Below are 17996 nucleotides of genomic sequence, written 5' to 3'. Positions count from 1 at the left end.
GAACAGGCAGACGCACAGGACTTAAAATCCTGCGGTAGCGATACCGTACCGGTTCGATTCCGGTCTTCAGCACCAAAGAGATACAAAGAAATTTGTATCTCTTTTTTTATGTTTATAAAAATTAATTATATTAATTAAAAGATAATTTTATTACTAAATAATATATAAAACTTATTTTCTTTTTACGACAAAATCCACAAGCTAATTCTTTAAAGTTCCATTGTAAAAAATGTATGTTCGTATTTAATAATTAGTAAAAGAATTTTAACAAAGAAAATATTAATGCTTTTGTTGGAAAAAAAAGGGATTATGTCTTACGAAACAAAAAAGTAGTAAACATTAATTGACATAACTCTAATTATAAAAATGATATCATTTTATTAGGAATTTTATGAGGAGAATGATAAATATGGATTACAGTATTGAAGTGCCAAGCTATAGGCGAGTGAATAATGAAAAAGAAAAAAAGAAATTAAGTTTTGAAAATGGAGTATTTGGTTTAGTTATGGTCTTAATTTCCGGAGCTATGCTGAGTAGAGTTGGATTTGGGTTTGTAGAAGGATTGTATTTAGCACCATTTGGGATAGGATATCTTTTATCAATATCTAAAAAAAGTGATATAAAGAGAATAGCTTTAGTTTTTGTAGCGGTAGTAATAGGATATTTAACTGGTGGTAGTAAGAAGATAGATATTATACTTTATATTTCATTAGCAACAGTAATATTGTTATGTAAAATTATTTGTAATGCTTTAAATAAGGAGTTGAAAAATAGAATTTCATTTTTAGCTATTGTGGTAACAGCTATATCGGTAGGGTTATTAATAGGAGAACAAAGTTTGGAAATAAATTTAGTGTTTTCTTTGGCAAAATCTATAGCTATAATACCTATATTTTATATTCTTAATTATGCTATTGTATGTATGCAAGAAATAAACACTAATTATTTTTATTCTACAGAAGAATTAATTAGTATTGCTATATTAAGTTGTCTTGTTATAGCTGGAATAGGTAATTTTGTTATATTGGGAGTTGAAATAAGAACTATAATAGCATTAGCAATGGTTATTACAACAGCTTATGCAGCAGGAAGCAATTCAGGTGCAATTCTAGGAATAACTATGGGAATAATAATAGGAATTGCAAATAATGATTTATTAATATCTACTACTATGTATGCTACATGTGGATTAATTGTAGGAGTATTTAAGGAAACAGGAAAGATATTCTCTGTTTTAGCATATGCAATATCTTTATTTATGATGTTAACTTATATTGGGAATATAACAATTCAATCAATTATAGAGGTTGTTATAGCAGGAATTATTATGATGTTAATTCCTGCGAAAACTATTAAAGAAATATTAAGAGAGCTTAATAATGAAGAAAAAACTAAAATTATAAGTGATGCTCAAGTTGAAGGAATAAAATTAGAGTTTATAGATAGGTTGGAATCTTTAAGGGGATCTTTAACTGCAGTGGCAACCTCTATTGAAAGTTTATCAGGAAATGAAAAATTACTTATGAAAAATAAGGGAACTGCAATGATTGAAAGTTTAGCAGATAGAGTATGCCAAGAGTGTGAAATGAACAATAAGTGTTGGGGAAGAGAACTTCATAGTACTTTTTCGGACTTTGGTGAACTGATGTTAAGCTGTGAAAGTAAAAAATTATATTTACCAAAGGATTTAAATTTAAAATGTGTAAAAAGAACTACATTATTAAAAAGTGCTGAAGAGTTATTTTCGACTTATACTATTAATGAGGCGTTAAAATCTAGACTTATAGAAGGAAGAAGTGTTATAGCAAATCAAGTAAATAATATGGCTACTACAGTTTCAAGTATACTAGGGGATTTTAATAATAATGTAGATAGTTGTTTAGAAATAGATAAATTATTAAGAAAAACTTTAGTAAAACATAAAGTAAGATATAATAATGTATATTCATATACAGATAGAAAAGGGCGTTTAAAAATAAAAATAAAGATAGATAGCTATGATGGAGAAAATTACTGTAGGAAGTCGATTATTCCTGTTATTAGTGAGCTTGTTAGAACTCCTTTAAGCATTGCTGAAGATGGATGTAAAATTGATCCAGAAACCAAAGAGTGTTCAGTGACTATAGAGGAGTCTTATAAATATAATGTAACTTCTTACGTTGCTTTTAATGTTAAGGATGGTGAAAAATATTCTGGTGATAGTTATAGCTTTGGGCAAAATAAAGTAGGAGAATATGTAACTATAGTTAGTGATGGAATGGGATCAGGTCCAGAAGCAGGTTTAGAAAGTGAAGCTGCCATAGAGTTGATTGAAAAGTTTATGGAGGGTGGTTTTAGTGAAACAACTATGCTTAATGCTGTAAACTCTATAATGGGTATGAAGTTTAGTGAAGATGAAAAGTTTACTACTTTAGATATGAATTCTATAGATTTATATACAGGTGAAGCAGAGTTTATTAAAGTGGGAGCAAGTATGAGTTTTATTAAAAAAGGAGCAGAAGTTGAAGTAATTAATAGTTCATCTTTACCATTTGGTATATTAGATGATATAAATATTACACCAATTAAGAAAAAGGTAAAGCAAGGAGATATAATAGTTACAATAAGTGATGGAGTAATAGATGGAGATAAAACAAATATTGGTGATTATTCTTGGATAGTAAGCTATTTGAAAGGTGAACAAAATAATCCAGAACTGATTTCCAGGGAAATATTAGAATTAGCGAAGAAGAAAAGTAATGGAAGAGTAATTGATGATATGACTATAGTTGTTTCCAAGCTTTATGCATGCTAAGAAAAATTAAATTATTTATAACAAAAAATAGAGTATATCAGTAAAAATGTTTTAAAGGTGCTCCGCTGGGGCACTTTTATTAACATTTTATAGAGTTTATTTAATTATAAAGTTTAGTACATAGTATATTTACATTGAAAAAACGTAATTGTATTATAGAGGTATATTAAAAAATAGGAGAATACAAGTGTTAGATAAAGTAATAGATTATATAAGAGAAAATGAAATTGTTAAACAAGGAGATAAAATATTAGTTGCATTATCTGGAGGACCAGATTCTGTATGTTTATTACACATATTATATAGATTAAAAGATATATTTGATCTAAATTTAGGTGCAATTCATATTAATCATATGTTAAGGGGTGAAGAAGCTGATAATGATGAAAAATATATAATGAAGTTATGTGATGAATTAGGAATAAATCATTATGTAAAAAGAATAAATATAGAGTATGTTGCAAGAGATACCAATGTATCTTTAGAAGTTGCAGGAAGAAATGAAAGATATAAAGCGTTTGAGGAAACAAGAAAAAAATATAAGTATGATAAAATTGCAGTTGCTCATAATGCTAATGATCAAGCTGAAACTGTATTGATGAGAATTATGAGAGGTACAGGATTAGAGGGCTTAACTGGAATAAAAGCAAAAAGGGTAGATGGAATTATTAGACCTATATTATGCTTGAACAGAAAAGAAATTGAGGGATATTGCGAAAAAAATAATCTTAATCCTAGAATAGATGCTAGTAATTATGAAAGAATTTATAGTAGAAATAAAGTTAGATTAGATATATTACCTTATATGAGAGAAAATTTTAATAAAGATATAATTGATACATTGAATAGGATGACATTATTATTACAAAAAGACAATGAATTTATAGAAGAATATTCCAATAGGTGTTACAATATATATTGTAAAAATTATGGAGAGAAAATTGAAATATCTAAAAATCTATTTGAAAAAGAGATGGAATCAATTATAACAAGAGTTTTAATAAAGGTATTTAAAGAAATTTCTAATTCGTATCAAAATTTTGAGATGAAACATATATATAAAATTGTTAATTTAGCAAAGAAGGATACAGGAAAAAAAATAAATTTAACTAATGGAATAATATGCGAAAATTTATATGGTGATATTATTTTTATTAAAGAAGAAAAATATAAAAAAAATATAGATAATAATATTATTAAAATAAATAAAGAGAATATTTGCAAGGAATTTGTTTTTGATAATTATATTATAAAATTTGAGGTCATTGAAAATAAAAATAAGGTAGAATTTTCTAAAAATAACTTAATAAAGTTATTCGATTATGATAATATAGAAAAAGAGATTATAATAAGATATAGAAAAGATGGAGATAAGATTACACCTTTAGGGATGAATGGAAGTAAAAAACTTAAAGATATTTTTATTGATTTAAAGATACCTAGGGAAAATAGAAGTACCATTCCTATAGTATGTTTTGATGATAACATTTCATGGGTTGTAGGTTATAAAACATCTCAATTATTTAAAGTGACAAAGGATACAAATAAAATATTAAAAATAACATTTGACAGAAAGGAATAGAGGCATGTTACAAGACATAAAAGAGATATTATTTAGTGAAGAGGTTATTAATGCTAAGATAAAAGAATTAGCAGCAAGAATTAGTGAGGATTATAAAGGAAAAGATTTATTAGTTGTTGGAGTATTAAAAGGTTCTGTAATATTTGGAGCAGAATTAATAAAGAATATAACTATACCTTGTGAAATTGATTTTATGGCGGTATCTAGTTATGGAACATCATCTGAAACAACAGGTGTAGTTAGAATACTTAAGGATTTAGATCATGAAGTTTCAGGAAAAGACATTATTATAGTAGAAGACATAGTGGATAGTGGCGTTACATTAGATTATTTATTAAATTATTTAAAGGGTAGAAAGGCTAACTCTGTTGAGATAGTATCACTATTAACTAAGCCATCTAGAAGAAAAGTAGATATAGAATGTAAATATATTGGATTTGAAACTCCAGATGAATTTTTAGTTGGATATGGACTTGATTACGCTGAAAAATATAGAAACTTACCTTTTGTAGGAATATTAAAAAGAGAAGTTTATGAAAAATAATTTAAATTAATATTTATAAAATTAAAATACACAAAGAAAGGGGGGCCTTGAATGAAGAAATATTCAAGTGCTACTGTATGGATAATAGCTATAATATTATTATTTTTTGCTGCATCATTTCTTTTAAGGGGAGAAAGTAGTTCTGACAGAATAGTATTTAGTGATTTCCAACAAAAGTGGATAAATGACGAAATTGAAAGTGTGAGAGTAGACCCAGATAAGATGATTGTAACAGGGCAAACAAGAGATGATAAAAAGTTTACAGTATATGCACCAGATTCTATGGTGGAGATGTTAAATAGTCAATATGCAAAAAATGATATTAAGATAGAGTATGTTGCGCCATCTAATAATAGTGTGTGGCTTAGTATAATACCAAGTGTTTTAATAATAATATTATTTTTAGTGTTTATTTTCTTCTTTACTCAACAATCACAAGGTGGTGGTAGTGGCAAGGGAGTAATGAACTTTGGAAAAAGTAGAGCTAAAATGATGTCCCCAGATGCCAAAAGAGTAACATTTGATGATGTTGCAGGAGCAGATGAAGAAAAAGCTGAATTAGAAGAAATTGTAGATTTCCTAAAAGCCCCATCGAGGTATACGGAAATGGGAGCTAGAATACCGAAGGGAGTATTACTTGTTGGTCCTCCGGGAACTGGGAAAACTTTACTTGCAAAAGCTATTGCAGGAGAAGCAGGAGTTCCTTTCTTTAGCATTTCAGGTTCTGATTTTGTTGAAATGTTTGTTGGTGTTGGGGCATCAAGAGTAAGAGATTTATTTGAGCAAGCAAAGAAAAATTCACCAGCGTTAATATTTATAGATGAGATTGATGCAGTAGGTAGACAAAGAGGTGCAGGTCTTGGTGGAGGACATGATGAAAGAGAACAAACTCTTAATCAATTATTAGTTGAAATGGATGGATTTGGAGCAAATGAAGGGATCATAATGATAGCAGCTACAAATAGACCAGACATACTTGATCCAGCTTTATTAAGACCAGGTAGATTTGATAGACAAATTGTTGTTCAAAGACCAGATAGAAAAGGAAGAGAAGCTGTATTACAAGTTCATACACATAAAAAACCTTTAGAAGTTGATGTAAGTTTAGAAGTTTTAGCTAAAAGAACTCCAGGATTTAGTGGAGCAGACTTAGAAAACTTAGCAAATGAAGCAGCACTTTTAGCTGTTAGAAAAAATAAAAAAGCTATAGGTATGGAAGAGTTTGAAGAAGCAATAACTAGAGTTATTGCAGGGCCTGAAAAGAAAAGTAGAACTATTAGTGAGCATGATAGAAAACTTACTGCTTATCATGAGGCAGGTCACGCAGTGGTAATGAAATGTTTAAAGCATTCAGATCCAGTGCATGAAATAAGTATTATACCAAGAGGTATGGCCGGCGGTTATACTATGCATTTGCCAACTGAAGACAGAGCCTACACTTCTAAAGAGAAGTTGCAAGATGAAATGGTAGGTCTTTTAGGAGGAAGAGTTGCTGAAAAGTTAATATTAGGAGATATAAGTACTGGAGCTAAGAATGATATAGATAGAGCTAGTTCAATTGCTAGAGCGATGGTTATGGAATATGGAATGAGTGATAAAATTGGTGCTATTTCATATGGTTCTGATAATAACGAAGTATTCCTAGGAAGAGATCTTGGTAGAGGTAGAAACTTTAGTGAAGAAATTGGCGCTGAAATAGATAAGGAAGTAAAGAAATTTATTGAAGTAGCATATGAAAGAGCTGAAGATCTTCTAAAAACAAATATAAATAAACTTCATGCAGTTGCAAAGGAATTATTAGATAAAGAAAAAATAGATGGAAAAGAATTTGAAATGATTTTTGATGCAAATTAAAAAGTAGCCGTAAGGCTACTTTTTTTAATATTTAAGTTAAATGACGAATTAAAAAAATGGTTTTGCAGTAATGTGAAAGAGTTAATACGAATATTTTTGTTTCAAATAATAAAAATGTTCGATTTATGTTTAAAAAAGAAACTTATGGTGATATAATTAGGTATACATAAAATTTGAAAATATTAAGGAGGTTTATTATATGAAAAGTGATATCCAAATAGCTCAAGAAGCAAAAATGGAACCTATAGTAAAAATTGCGGAAAAGTTAAACTTAGGTGAGGATGATATCGAACTTTATGGAAAATATAAATGTAAGATTTCTTTAGATGTTCTAAATAATAATAAAGATAAAAAAGATGGAAAGTTAGTTCTTGTTACTGCTATAAATCCAACTCCTGCTGGAGAGGGAAAATCTACAGTTACAGTGGGATTGGGGCAAGCGTTATGTAAGACAGGAAAAAAAGCTGTAATAGCTTTAAGAGAACCATCTTTAGGGCCTGTATTTGGTGTAAAGGGTGGAGCTGCTGGAGGTGGTTATGCACAAGTTGTTCCAATGGAAGATATAAACTTACATTTTACTGGAGATATGCATGCTATTACTACAGTTAATAATTTATTATGTGCAGCTATAGATAATCATATTCATCAAGGAAATAACCTTAGAATAGATTCAAGAAGAATTATATTTAAAAGAGTTATGGATATGAATGACAGAGCACTAAGAAATATCGTTGTAGGTATGGGTGGTAAAGTTAATGGCTTCTTAAGGGAAGATGGGTTTATGATAACTGTTGCATCTGAAATAATGGCTATTCTTTGTTTAGCTACTAGTTTATCTGATTTAAAAGAGAGAATGGGTAATATATTAGTTGCATATGATTTAGATGGAAATCCTGTGTATGCAAAACAATTAGAAATTCAAGGGGCAATGGCATTGTTAATGAAAGATGCAGTTAAGCCTAATTTAGTTCAAACTTTAGAGAATACACCTGCTATAATTCATGGTGGGCCATTTGCAAATATTGCACATGGATGTAATTCTATAGTTGCAACAAAAATGGCATTAAAATTGGGTGATGTTGTTGTTACTGAAGGTGGATTTGGTGCAGATCTTGGGGCTGAAAAATTCTTAGATATAAAATGTAGATATGGTGATTTATCTCCAAATTGCATAGTTGTTGTTGCCACAATGAGAGCGTTAAAACATCATGGGGGAGTTAAAAAAGAAGAATTAAATACTCCTAATGTAGAAGCGTTATCTAAGGGAGTAGTTAATTTAGAAAAACAAATAGAGAATATGCAAAAGTATAATGTGCCAGTAGTTGTTGCTATTAATAAATTTATATCAGATACAGAAGAAGAAATACAGTTTATTAAAGATTTCTGTGCAAAATTAGGAGTAAAGGTTGCTTTAAGTGATGTGTGGGCTAAAGGCGGAGAAGGTGGATTAGAATTAGCCAATATAGTAAATGAAGTATTAGATAATGAAGAAGCAAACTTTAAAGTATTATATGATGAAAAAGAAAGTATTAAAGAGAAGGTTTTAACTATTGCTAGAGAAATATATGGAGCAAAAAATGTTTTATATACTCCAGCAGCCAATAGACAAATTGCTGAACTTGAAAAATTTGAATTAGATAAATTACCTATTTGTATGGCGAAAACACAATATTCATTATCTGATAATCCATCTCTACTAGGTAGGCCGGAAAACTTTGACATAACTGTTAAAGAAGTTAGAGTATCAAATGGTGCAGGATTCATAGTTGCTTTAACAGGCGATATAATGACAATGCCAGGTTTACCAAAGGTTCCAGCAGCAAATAGAATGGATATTTTAGAAAGTGGAGAAATTGTAGGATTATTTTAATTTTTAAAATTTACAACACTTGACAAATAACATGTAATTGTTAAAATTAAAGTATTAGTTTTAATTACTGTTTAATATTACAATAAAAGCAGCTTTAGGGCTGCTTTAATTATGTTAAGGTGGTGCGTTTATGATTCTACTGGTGGATGTGGGGAATACCAATATAGTTATAGGAGTATATAAAGATAATGATTATATAGCTGGTTGGAGAATTTCCACTGATTCTAAAAAAACTTCAGATGAATATGGAATACAAATGATACAGTTATTTAATCAAAATGATTTAAATCCCAAAGAAGTTAAAGGAATAATAATATCTTCTGTTGTACCTAATATAATGCATTCTTTAGAGAATATGATTAAGAAGAGTTTTAATATAGATCCTATAATTGTTGGTCCAGGGGTAAAAACTGGTATAAACATTAAATATGACAATCCTAAAGAAGTAGGGGCAGATAGAATAGTAAATGCAGTTGCTGCTCATGAAATATATAGAAGAAACGTAATAATTATTGATTTTGGTACAGCCACTACTTATTGTGCTGTTACTGAAAGTGGGAATTATTTAGGTGGATGTATTTGTCCAGGGGTAAGAATATCATCTGATGCTTTATTTGAAAGAGCTGCAAAACTACCAAGAGTAGAATTAGAGTTACCTAAAAGTATAATATGTAAAAACACTATAGCTAGTATGCAGGCTGGTATATTATATGGGTATATAGGGCAAGTAGAATATATAGTTAACAAGATAAAAAGTGAAATGATTGATATGGGATTTGAAAAGCCGTATGTAATTGCAACTGGAGGATTAGCTAATTTAATAGCAAAATCAACTGATGTAATTAATAAAGTTGATTCGAGCTTAACATTAGAGGGGTTAAGAATAATTTACGATAAAAATAAGGAGTAAACAAATGAAAATAGGAAACCTTAATTTTGAAAAGAGTGTTTTCTTAGCACCTATGGCAGGCGTTACTGATATATCATTTAGAGGTCTTTGTAAAGAAATGGGCTGTGGATTAGTTTATACTGAAATGGTAAGTGCAAAAGCATTATATTATGGAAGTGAAAATACCAAGAGTTTATTGAGAATTGCAGATGAAGAAAAACCAGTAGCTGCTCAAATTTTTGGAAATGATCCTAAAATAATGGCCGAAGTTGTACAAAGTCATTTTAATAAATTAAATGATATATGTATTTTGGACATAAATATGGGGTGTCCAGCACCTAAGATAACAAAGAATGGTGAAGGTTCAGCATTGTTATTAAATCCTAAACTTGCAGGAGAAATAGTAAGTGAAATTAAGAAAGTTTCAAGTAAACCTGTTACAGTTAAATTTAGAAAAGGATATGATGAAGATAATATTAATGCGGTGGAATTTGCTAAAGTAATGGAGTATTCTGGAGCTGATGCCATTGCTATTCATGGAAGAACAAAAAAACAAATGTATGAAGGTAAGGCAGATTGGGATATAATAGGTAAAGTAAAGAAGGCTGTTTCTATCCCGGTTATAGGAAATGGAGATGTTTTTACTCCGGAAGATGCTCTAAGGATGAAAGAAATTACTAATTGTGATGCTATAATGATTGCAAGGGGAAGTATGGGGAATCCATGGATATTTAATCAGATAGAGAAGGTACTTAAAGGTGAAGAGATATTGCCTATAAGTGCTGAAGATAAAATTGATATGTGTTTAAGACATTATCAGTTAGCAATAAAATATGATGGTGAATTTAAAGCTGTAAGAGAAATGAGGAAACATGCCTCATGGTATCTAAAAGGATTACCTAATAGTGGTGAATTAAGAAATGTTGTAAATAGTTTATCTACAACACAAGAAGTGGTAGATATATTACAAAGTTACAAAGAAGAGATAAGACATTTATGCTTATAAGAGTATATAATTTGTTTTAATAATATATTAATATATAAGTAAGTAAAATAGCTAGTTATTTTATTGACAGATGAAATAGCCTGATTTATAATATTTAAAATGATTTTAAGATTACTAAGTTTCTGTATTTAATATATGAATACGGTTAAGCTTTGAAGGGGAGAAAGATATGAGTCAATCAAAAAAATTTATAATGACTTACGAAGGTGTTAAAAAACTTGAAGAGGAATTAGAATACTTAAAAACAGTAAAAAGAAAAGAAATTACAGAGAAGATAAAAGTAGCTTTAGGATATGGAGATTTAAGTGAAAATTCTGAGTATGATGAAGCTAAAAACGACCAAGCCTTTACTGAAGGAAGAATACTTCAATTAGAGAATATGTTAAAGAATGCTGTAGTTGTTGACGAAAGTGAAATTCCAAAAGATAAAGTATCAGTAGGGTCAATCGTTAAAGTTATGGATTACGAATTTGATGAAGAAGTTGAATATACAATAGTTGGTTCGGCAGAGGCAGATCCGATGAATTTTAAAATATCAAATGAATCACCAGTGGGTAGTGCATTAATAGGAAAGAAAGTTGGAGATGTAGTAGAAGTTGCAGTTCCAAGTGGAATGAGTAAGTTTGAAGTCTTAGAAATAAGAAGAGACTAATTTGGAGGTATAGTGAATGTCAACTGAAGAAATGAATATGCAAGAACTAGAATCACAATTCAATGAACAAGAAAGATTAAGAAGAGAGAAACTAGTTCAATTACAAGAAGAAGGAAAAGATCCTTTCGATGTATATAAAGTTAATAGAACACATAGTTCACAACAAGTTAAGGATAACTTCGAGGAGTTAGAAGGTAAAGAAGTTACTGTTGCTGGGAGAATTATGTCTAAGAGAGGACAAGGAAAAGTTGTTTTCTCTGATATACATGATAGGGATGGAAAAATTCAATTATTCATAAAGATTGATGAAGTTGGAGAAGAGGCTTTAAAACAATACAAGACTAATGATTTAGGTGATTGGGTTGCTTGTACTGGAGAAGTTTTCAAAACAAAAACTGGAGAAGTTTCAGTTAAGGCAAAAGAAATACAATTAATATGTAAGTCTTTAAAACCACTTCCGGAAAAATGGCATGGATTAAAGGATCCAGATTTAAGATATAGACAAAGAGAAGTAGATATTATAACTAATCCTGGTGTTAAGGAAACAATAATAAAGAGAACTCAAATTATCAAAGGAATAAGAGAATTCTTAGATAATAGAGGATTCTTAGAAGTTGAAACACCTATATTAGGTGCAATAGCTGGTGGTGCAGCAGCAAGACCGTTTATTACACATCATAATACTTTAGATATAGATATGTATTTAAGAATAGCAACAGAATTATATTTAAAGAGGTTAATAGTTGCTGGTCTTGAAAAAGTATATGATATGGGAAAAAACTTTAGAAATGAAGGAATGTCAGTTAGACATAACCCAGAATTTACTATGATTGAATTATATGAAGCTTATGCTGATTATAATGATATGATGGAAATAACTGAAAATATGATTGAATATGTTTGTAAAAAAGTAAATGGAACTACAAAGGTTACTTACCAAGGTACTGAGATTGACTTTAAAGCGCCATGGAGAAGAATAACTATGGTTGATGCTGTTAAAGAATATGCAGGAATTGACTTTAATGAAATCAAAACAGATGAAGAAGCTCAAGCTATTGCTAAAGAAAAGCACTTAGAATTCCCAAAACCATTAAATACTGTTACTAAAGGTGAAGTATTAAATATGTTATATGAAGAATTCGGTGAAAAGCATATGATTCAACCAACATTCATTACAGATTATCCAGTTGAAATTTCACCTCTTACAAAGAAAAAGAGGGGAAATGAAATGTTTACTGAAAGATTTGAAGGGTTTGTATTTGGTAGAGAATTATGTAATGCGTATTCTGAATTAAATGATCCAATTGTTCAAAGAGAAAGATTTGCTCAACAAGCTAAGGAAAGAGAGCTTGGAGATGATGAAGCTTACATGATAGATGAAGAATTTATGAGTGCATTAGAAACAGGTATGCCACCAACAGGTGGGCTTGGAATAGGAATAGATAGATTAGTAATGTTCTTAACTGACTCTGCATCAATAAGAGACGTTATACTATTCCCAACAATGAAACCATTAAATTAATAAAAAGCCACCGAAAGGTGGTTTTTTATTATGAAAATAGATAAAAATGAAATTAGTTTAAATAAGTAAGCCAATTATTATATATTAAAGATGCGTTAATAATTATTTGTAATGTATTAAATTAAAGAAAAAATAAAAAAAATTAAAAAAGGTATTGCATTTTACATAAAAGCTGATATAATAAATTATGCAATGACATTCCGCGATAGCTCAATGGTGGAGCACTCGGCTGTTAACCGATAGGCTGGAGGTTCGAGTCCTCTTCGCGGAGCCATTTAAATTTCATTGTTGCAAATAATATTCCGCGATAGCTCAATGGTGGAGCACTCGGCTGTTAACCGATAGGCTGGAGGTTCGAGTCCTCTTCGCGGAGCCATTTATATTTTTTAAGAGTTTTGTAAGAGCAGATAAAGTCTGTTGATACAAAACTCTTTTTTATAATTAAAATAAGTATGTAACATTGTTTTTGTTTTAATATGTATAAAAGTGTGCTAAGGGAAGGTTTTAAATTTAATCTTTGTAAGAATGGTGAAAAAGCTATTATAATTTAACTTGACATATAAAAGTCATTTGATAAAATTAATATATATATATAATTTAATAAACATGTTGAGAAAGAGGAGTAATTTTAATATTCTTTTTAGAGAGATGATGGTAGGTGAAAATCATTAGGAATTTAAAATGAAGGGAGCTTTTGAGTGTTAAATTAGAAAGTTGGGCTTTAGCCAAGAAGGGTGGAACCGCGGATTTTATTTCGTCCCTTTATGGTTATAAGGCTTTTTTTATTATAAAAAAATATTTAGGAGGATTAAAAATGTCAGTAGAAAAGACTATGGATAAAATTGTTGCTTTGTGTAAAAGTAGAGGTTTTATATTCCCAGGATCAGAAATATATGGAGGACTTGCTAACTCGTGGGATTACGGCCCATTAGGAGTAGAATTCAAGAATAATGTTAAAAAAGCTTGGTGGAAAAAATTCGTTCAAGAAAGCCCATATAATGTAGGTGTTGATTGTGCGATATTAATGAATCCAGAAGTTTGGGTTGCATCAGGACACGTTGGTGGATTCTCAGATCCGTTAATGGATTGTAAAGAATGTAAATCAAGATTTAGAGCAGATAAATTAGTAGAAGATCATATGACAGAAAGTGGAGTAGAAGTTGCTTGCGCTGATGGATGGACTAATGAAGAGTTAATGGAATACATAACTAAAAACAATATAGTTTGTCCTAAATGTGGTAAAATGAATTATACAGATATAAGAAAGTTTAATTTAATGTTTAAGACTTTCCAAGGCATAACTGAGGATTCAGCTAATACAGTATATTTAAGACCAGAAACTGCTCAAGGAATATTTGTTAACTTTAAATCAGTTCAAAGAACTTCAAGAAAGAAAGTACCGTTTGGTATAGCTCAAATAGGTAAATCTTTTAGAAATGAAATTACCCCAGGTAATTTTACTTTCAGAACAAGAGAATTCGAGCAAATGGAATTAGAATTCTTCTGTAAACCAGGAACAGATTTAGAGTGGTTCGGATACTGGAAAGATTATTGCTGGAAATTCTTAAAGAATTTAGGAGTTACTGAATCTAACTTAAGAATGAGAGATCATGGTGAAGAGGAATTATCTTTCTATTCGAACGCAACGTCTGATATAGAATATTTATTCCCATTTGGTTGGGGAGAGCTTTGGGGAATAGCTGATAGAACAGACTATGACTTAAAAAAACATGCTGAGCATTCAGGAACAGATATGACATACTTAGACCCAACAACTAATGAAAAGTATGTACCGTACTGTATAGAACCATCATTGGGAGCAGATAGAGTTGCTTTAGCATTCTTAGTTGATGCTTATGATGAAGAAGAATTAGAAGGTGGAGATGTAAGAACAGTAATGCATTTACATCCTGCATTAGCTCCGTATAAGGCTGCAGTATTACCATTATCTAAAAAATTATCAGAAAAGGCTGATGAAGTATATTCAATGTTAGCTAAAAACTTCAATATTGAATATGATGAAACAGGAAGTATTGGTAAGAGATATAGAAGACAAGACGAAATAGGAACTCCATTCTGTATAACAGTTGATTTTGAAACTGAAAATGATGGATGTGTTACTATAAGACATAGAGACACAATGACTCAAGAAAGAGTAAAAATAGAAGGATTAAATGATTTTATTGCAAAAAGTTTAGAATTTTAATTATGTAGAGTTAGAAAATGCTTGAAATAGAGCGCTTTCTAGCTCTATTTTTATGTAATTTACTAAATATAAATTATTATCAAAAATATTAAATTTTAATATAATATAGTGTGGTCAAATAACTTAAGTGGAGGATAAGATGTATAATAACTATCCTATAAAGATAACAAAATGGTCTCAAATTCCTTATTCTGGACAAGTGATGCTGCCTAAAGGAATTGATTATAATGCAGGATATTGGCCGCTGAATTATTTCAATTATGCAGGAAATGGAGTGTTTGCTAAAAATAATGGAATGGTTGTTTTTTGGAATATTGAGAATCCAAAAGATATAAATTTTAAAGAAGAGTTGAGAGAATTAGAATGTTCATTAAAAGATATTACAGAAAAACAAATAAAAATTGTTAACTATTGGAGTGACAAAGCTTTAATTGAAAGTATAATGTCAATAGCTTTAAAATTAGCATCAGAATACGATAAATCATCTGGAATAACAGTGAGAATATTGTCTATATTAACTAAAGCTATTAATGATGCCTATATAATAGCATCATACTTTAAGTATTTTTGGGATTATCCACGGCCAATTCAATTAAAAAACAAGATAGCTACAAGAATAGATACGCCTAAATCACCAAGTTATCCTTCTGTGTATTCTGTAGTGATGGCTACCGCTATGGAAGTGTTAATATATTATTTTCCTAAAGAAAAAGAAAAACTGTTAAAGATACATCAAGATGTATCAGCATCAAGGTTATATGCTGGAATACATTTTAAGGCGGATTTATATGAAGGTACAAAGTTAGGAAGACAAATAGGATCAATGATAGTTTTAGAAATAAGTAAGGAAAGAGATGTAAAAGGGAAAAAAATTGATGAGCCTGCAGAAGATATGTTGGATGTAGATATACTTCCTGAATATTAAGAATAGATTAATAGTTATTATTTTAGATGTTTGAGATGACTCAAGCATCTTTTTGCAAAGTAATTATATAAGTTGTTGTAGTTATAGAATATAAGAATTTATAATGATATAATTATTTATATGTTGGAAAGAATTAATAATATAAAAATACAATAGGTTTATATTAATATGTGTGGAGGCAATTAATGAAGGATTTTTGTGAGTTTAAAAATTTTATTAATGGAAAAAAAGTTGCTGTAGTAGGAATTGGTGTTAGTAATATACCTTTAATTAATTTTTTAGTAAAATTAGGAGCGGATGTAACTGGATTTGATATTAAAAGTGAGGAAGCACTAGGAGATATTGCAATTGCTTTTAAGAAAAAGGGTGTAAAGTTACAATTAGGAGAAGGATATTTAGATAATTTAACAGGATATGAAGTAGTGTTTAAAACTCCTTCAATGAGAATTGATTGTGATGCTTTAGTAAGGTCAAAGCAAGAAGGAGCCTATATAACATCTGAAATGGAAGAGTTTGTAAGGTATTGTAAAGGTAAGATATATGCTATAACAGGATCTGATGGAAAAACAACAACAACAACAATAGTGTCTAAATTATTAGAAGCTGAAGGATATAAAACATGGGTAGGGGGGAATATAGGTACACCGTTATTTTCTAACATAGAAGAAATAGAAGAAAATCATATGGTTGTTTTAGAATTATCTAGTTTTCAACTTATGACTATGAATTTGCCAGTTGATGTAGCGATTGTTACCAATTTAGCTCCAAATCATTTAGATATGCATAAAGACATGCAAGAATATATAGACTCTAAGAAAAACATATTCTTATATCAAGATAGTAACAATGTTTTAGTTTTAAATAGAGAAAATGATATAACTTATGGATTTGAGAAAGAAGCAAAAGCTCAGGTGAGAGAGTTTTCTTCAATGAGAGTGCTTGAAAGCGGAGCATACTTTAATGATGGTATATTATATCTAGAAGGAAATGAAGTTTGTAAAAAAGAAGATATAGTAATTAAAGGAATGCATAATGTGGAAAATTACTTGGCTTCATTTATTGCTACTAAAGATGATGTAAAAATTGAAACTATGAAAAAGGTAGCGGAAAGTTTCTCTGGAGTAGAACATAGATGTGAATTGGTGAGGGAGGTTGATGGAGCAAAATATTATAATGATTCTATTGCATCTAGTCCAACTAGAACCCTTGCAGGTCTATTTGCCTTTGAGAGAAGGGTTATATTAATAGCTGGTGGTTATGATAAACATATACCTTTTGAGCCGTTAGCTGAAGAAGGATATGAATTTATAAAAGAGTTAATCCTTTTAGGAGATACGAAGTATTTAATAAAAGAAGCTTTCGAAAAATTAAAGTTAGAGAAAAATATAAATATTCCAATTATTATGGTTGAGTCTTTAGAAGAAGCTGTTAATAAGGCGAAGGAAATCGCTAGTGAAGGTGATGTTGTAACTTTATCGCCAGCGTGTGCATCTTTTGATATGTTCCCTAATTTTGCGGTCAGAGGGAATAAGTTTAAGGAGATAGTTAATTCTTTATAAAAATTCAATATAAAAAGAGATAAGATTGTATCTTATCTCTTTTTATATTGAATAAACTTAGTATTATTAAGTTGTTTTTTTTTAGAATATAAATTTAAAAGGAAATAATAGAGAAGAATAATTGACATAAATATAGAATTTAATCAGTGGAAAAGTGTTATTTTACATAGAAGTGGTATCAACTTAACCTAGAGTATCATTATAAGAAAAAAAGAGTAAAAAAAAGAAAAAAAGAGTAAAAATAAAATAAGTATATTAAAAATACTAAAATATAAAGTTTGCGTATTATTAAACATGTTAATATAAAACACGTCGTCGGGAACAAACAACAAGTTAAGACACGGCGATGAGCTAACAGCACAAAATAAACTAAAAAAAGTTTTTCAAAAAAGTGTTGACAGCTAAAAAGATAAATGATATTATAAATAAGCAGTCAAGTTGATTGCGAAATGATCTTTGAAAATTGAACAGAATATAAATTAAGTAACCAGCAATTCTTTTGAGAGTCTTAAAGCAAAGACTCAAAGTAATTTGAGCAAATGATTAAACTTTTTAGTGAGAGTTTGATCCTGGCTCAGGACGAACGCTGGCGG

12 protein-coding genes, 2 tRNA genes and 1 other annotated feature are annotated in these 17996 nt (G+C 29.6%); all 14 genes read left to right on the top strand.

The window, feature by feature from the left end; translation table 11 throughout:
- Positions 1 to 409 precede the first annotated feature (409 nt).
- Positions 410 to 2794 (top strand): stage II sporulation protein E, encoded by a 2385-nt coding sequence (spoIIE, locus tag I4V51_RS18515; protein WP_195989912.1) that lies wholly within the window; start codon positions 410 to 412, stop codon positions 2792 to 2794.
- Positions 2795 to 2981: 187 nt separating this feature from the next.
- Positions 2982 to 4376: a tRNA lysidine(34) synthetase TilS gene (tilS, locus tag I4V51_RS18510; RefSeq protein WP_195989911.1), complete on the top strand. Its 1395-nt coding sequence runs from the start codon at positions 2982 to 2984 to the stop codon at positions 4374 to 4376.
- 4 nt (positions 4377 to 4380) lie between these two features.
- Positions 4381 to 4920, top strand: a complete 540-nt coding sequence (gene hpt / locus I4V51_RS18505) for a hypoxanthine phosphoribosyltransferase (RefSeq protein ID WP_195989910.1) — start codon at positions 4381 to 4383, stop codon at positions 4918 to 4920.
- A gap of 51 nt (positions 4921 to 4971) precedes the next feature.
- The gene (ftsH, locus tag I4V51_RS18500; RefSeq protein WP_195989909.1) at positions 4972 to 6774 is read left to right on the top strand and encodes an ATP-dependent zinc metalloprotease FtsH; all 1803 of its coding nucleotides are present in this window, start codon (positions 4972 to 4974) and stop codon (positions 6772 to 6774) included.
- A gap of 199 nt (positions 6775 to 6973) precedes the next feature.
- Positions 6974 to 8644 (top strand): formate--tetrahydrofolate ligase, encoded by a 1671-nt coding sequence (locus I4V51_RS18495; protein WP_195989908.1) that lies wholly within the window; start codon positions 6974 to 6976, stop codon positions 8642 to 8644.
- A gap of 130 nt (positions 8645 to 8774) precedes the next feature.
- Positions 8775 to 9554, top strand: a complete 780-nt coding sequence (locus I4V51_RS18490) for a type III pantothenate kinase (RefSeq protein WP_195989907.1) — start codon at positions 8775 to 8777, stop codon at positions 9552 to 9554.
- Between the two features lie 4 nt (positions 9555 to 9558).
- Complete coding sequence (gene dusB, locus I4V51_RS18485; protein WP_195989906.1) at positions 9559 to 10539, top strand: tRNA dihydrouridine synthase DusB; 981 nt, start codon at positions 9559 to 9561, stop codon at positions 10537 to 10539.
- Positions 10540 to 10708: 169 nt separating this feature from the next.
- Positions 10709 to 11191 (top strand): transcription elongation factor GreA, encoded by a 483-nt coding sequence (gene greA, locus I4V51_RS18480; protein ID WP_195989905.1) that lies wholly within the window; start codon positions 10709 to 10711, stop codon positions 11189 to 11191.
- 16 nt (positions 11192 to 11207) lie between these two features.
- Positions 11208 to 12713 carry a lysine--tRNA ligase gene (gene lysS / locus I4V51_RS18475; RefSeq protein ID WP_195989904.1) on the top strand — a complete coding sequence of 502 codons (1506 nt, stop codon included), beginning with the start codon at positions 11208 to 11210 and terminating at the stop codon, positions 12711 to 12713.
- A 199-nt stretch (positions 12714 to 12912) separates the two neighbouring features.
- Positions 12913 to 12987: transfer RNA gene (locus tag I4V51_RS18470), tRNA-Asn, on the top strand.
- A gap of 27 nt (positions 12988 to 13014) precedes the next feature.
- Positions 13015 to 13089 (top strand) — tRNA-Asn (locus tag I4V51_RS18465).
- Between the two features lie 224 nt (positions 13090 to 13313).
- Positions 13314 to 13478 (top strand) — a binding site (T-box leader).
- A 49-nt stretch (positions 13479 to 13527) separates the two neighbouring features.
- Positions 13528 to 14919 (top strand): glycine--tRNA ligase, encoded by a 1392-nt coding sequence (locus tag I4V51_RS18460; RefSeq protein WP_195989903.1) that lies wholly within the window; start codon positions 13528 to 13530, stop codon positions 14917 to 14919.
- A gap of 139 nt (positions 14920 to 15058) precedes the next feature.
- On the top strand, positions 15059 to 15844 hold the full coding sequence (locus I4V51_RS18455) for a phosphatase PAP2 family protein (RefSeq protein WP_195989902.1): 786 nt from the start codon (positions 15059 to 15061) through the stop codon (positions 15842 to 15844).
- A 185-nt stretch (positions 15845 to 16029) separates the two neighbouring features.
- Positions 16030 to 17403, top strand: coding sequence for a UDP-N-acetylmuramoyl-L-alanine--D-glutamate ligase (gene murD, locus I4V51_RS18450; RefSeq protein WP_195989901.1), 1374 nt, complete (start codon positions 16030 to 16032; stop codon positions 17401 to 17403).
- Positions 17404 to 17996 lie beyond the last annotated feature (593 nt).

The sequence above is a fragment of the Clostridium sp. D53t1_180928_C8 genome (assembly GCF_015667795.1).
GTDB lineage: Bacteria > Bacillota > Clostridia > Clostridiales > Clostridiaceae > Clostridium.
Note: the sequence above shows the minus strand (reverse complement) of the source record. Positions and strands in the feature narration are given on the sequence as shown.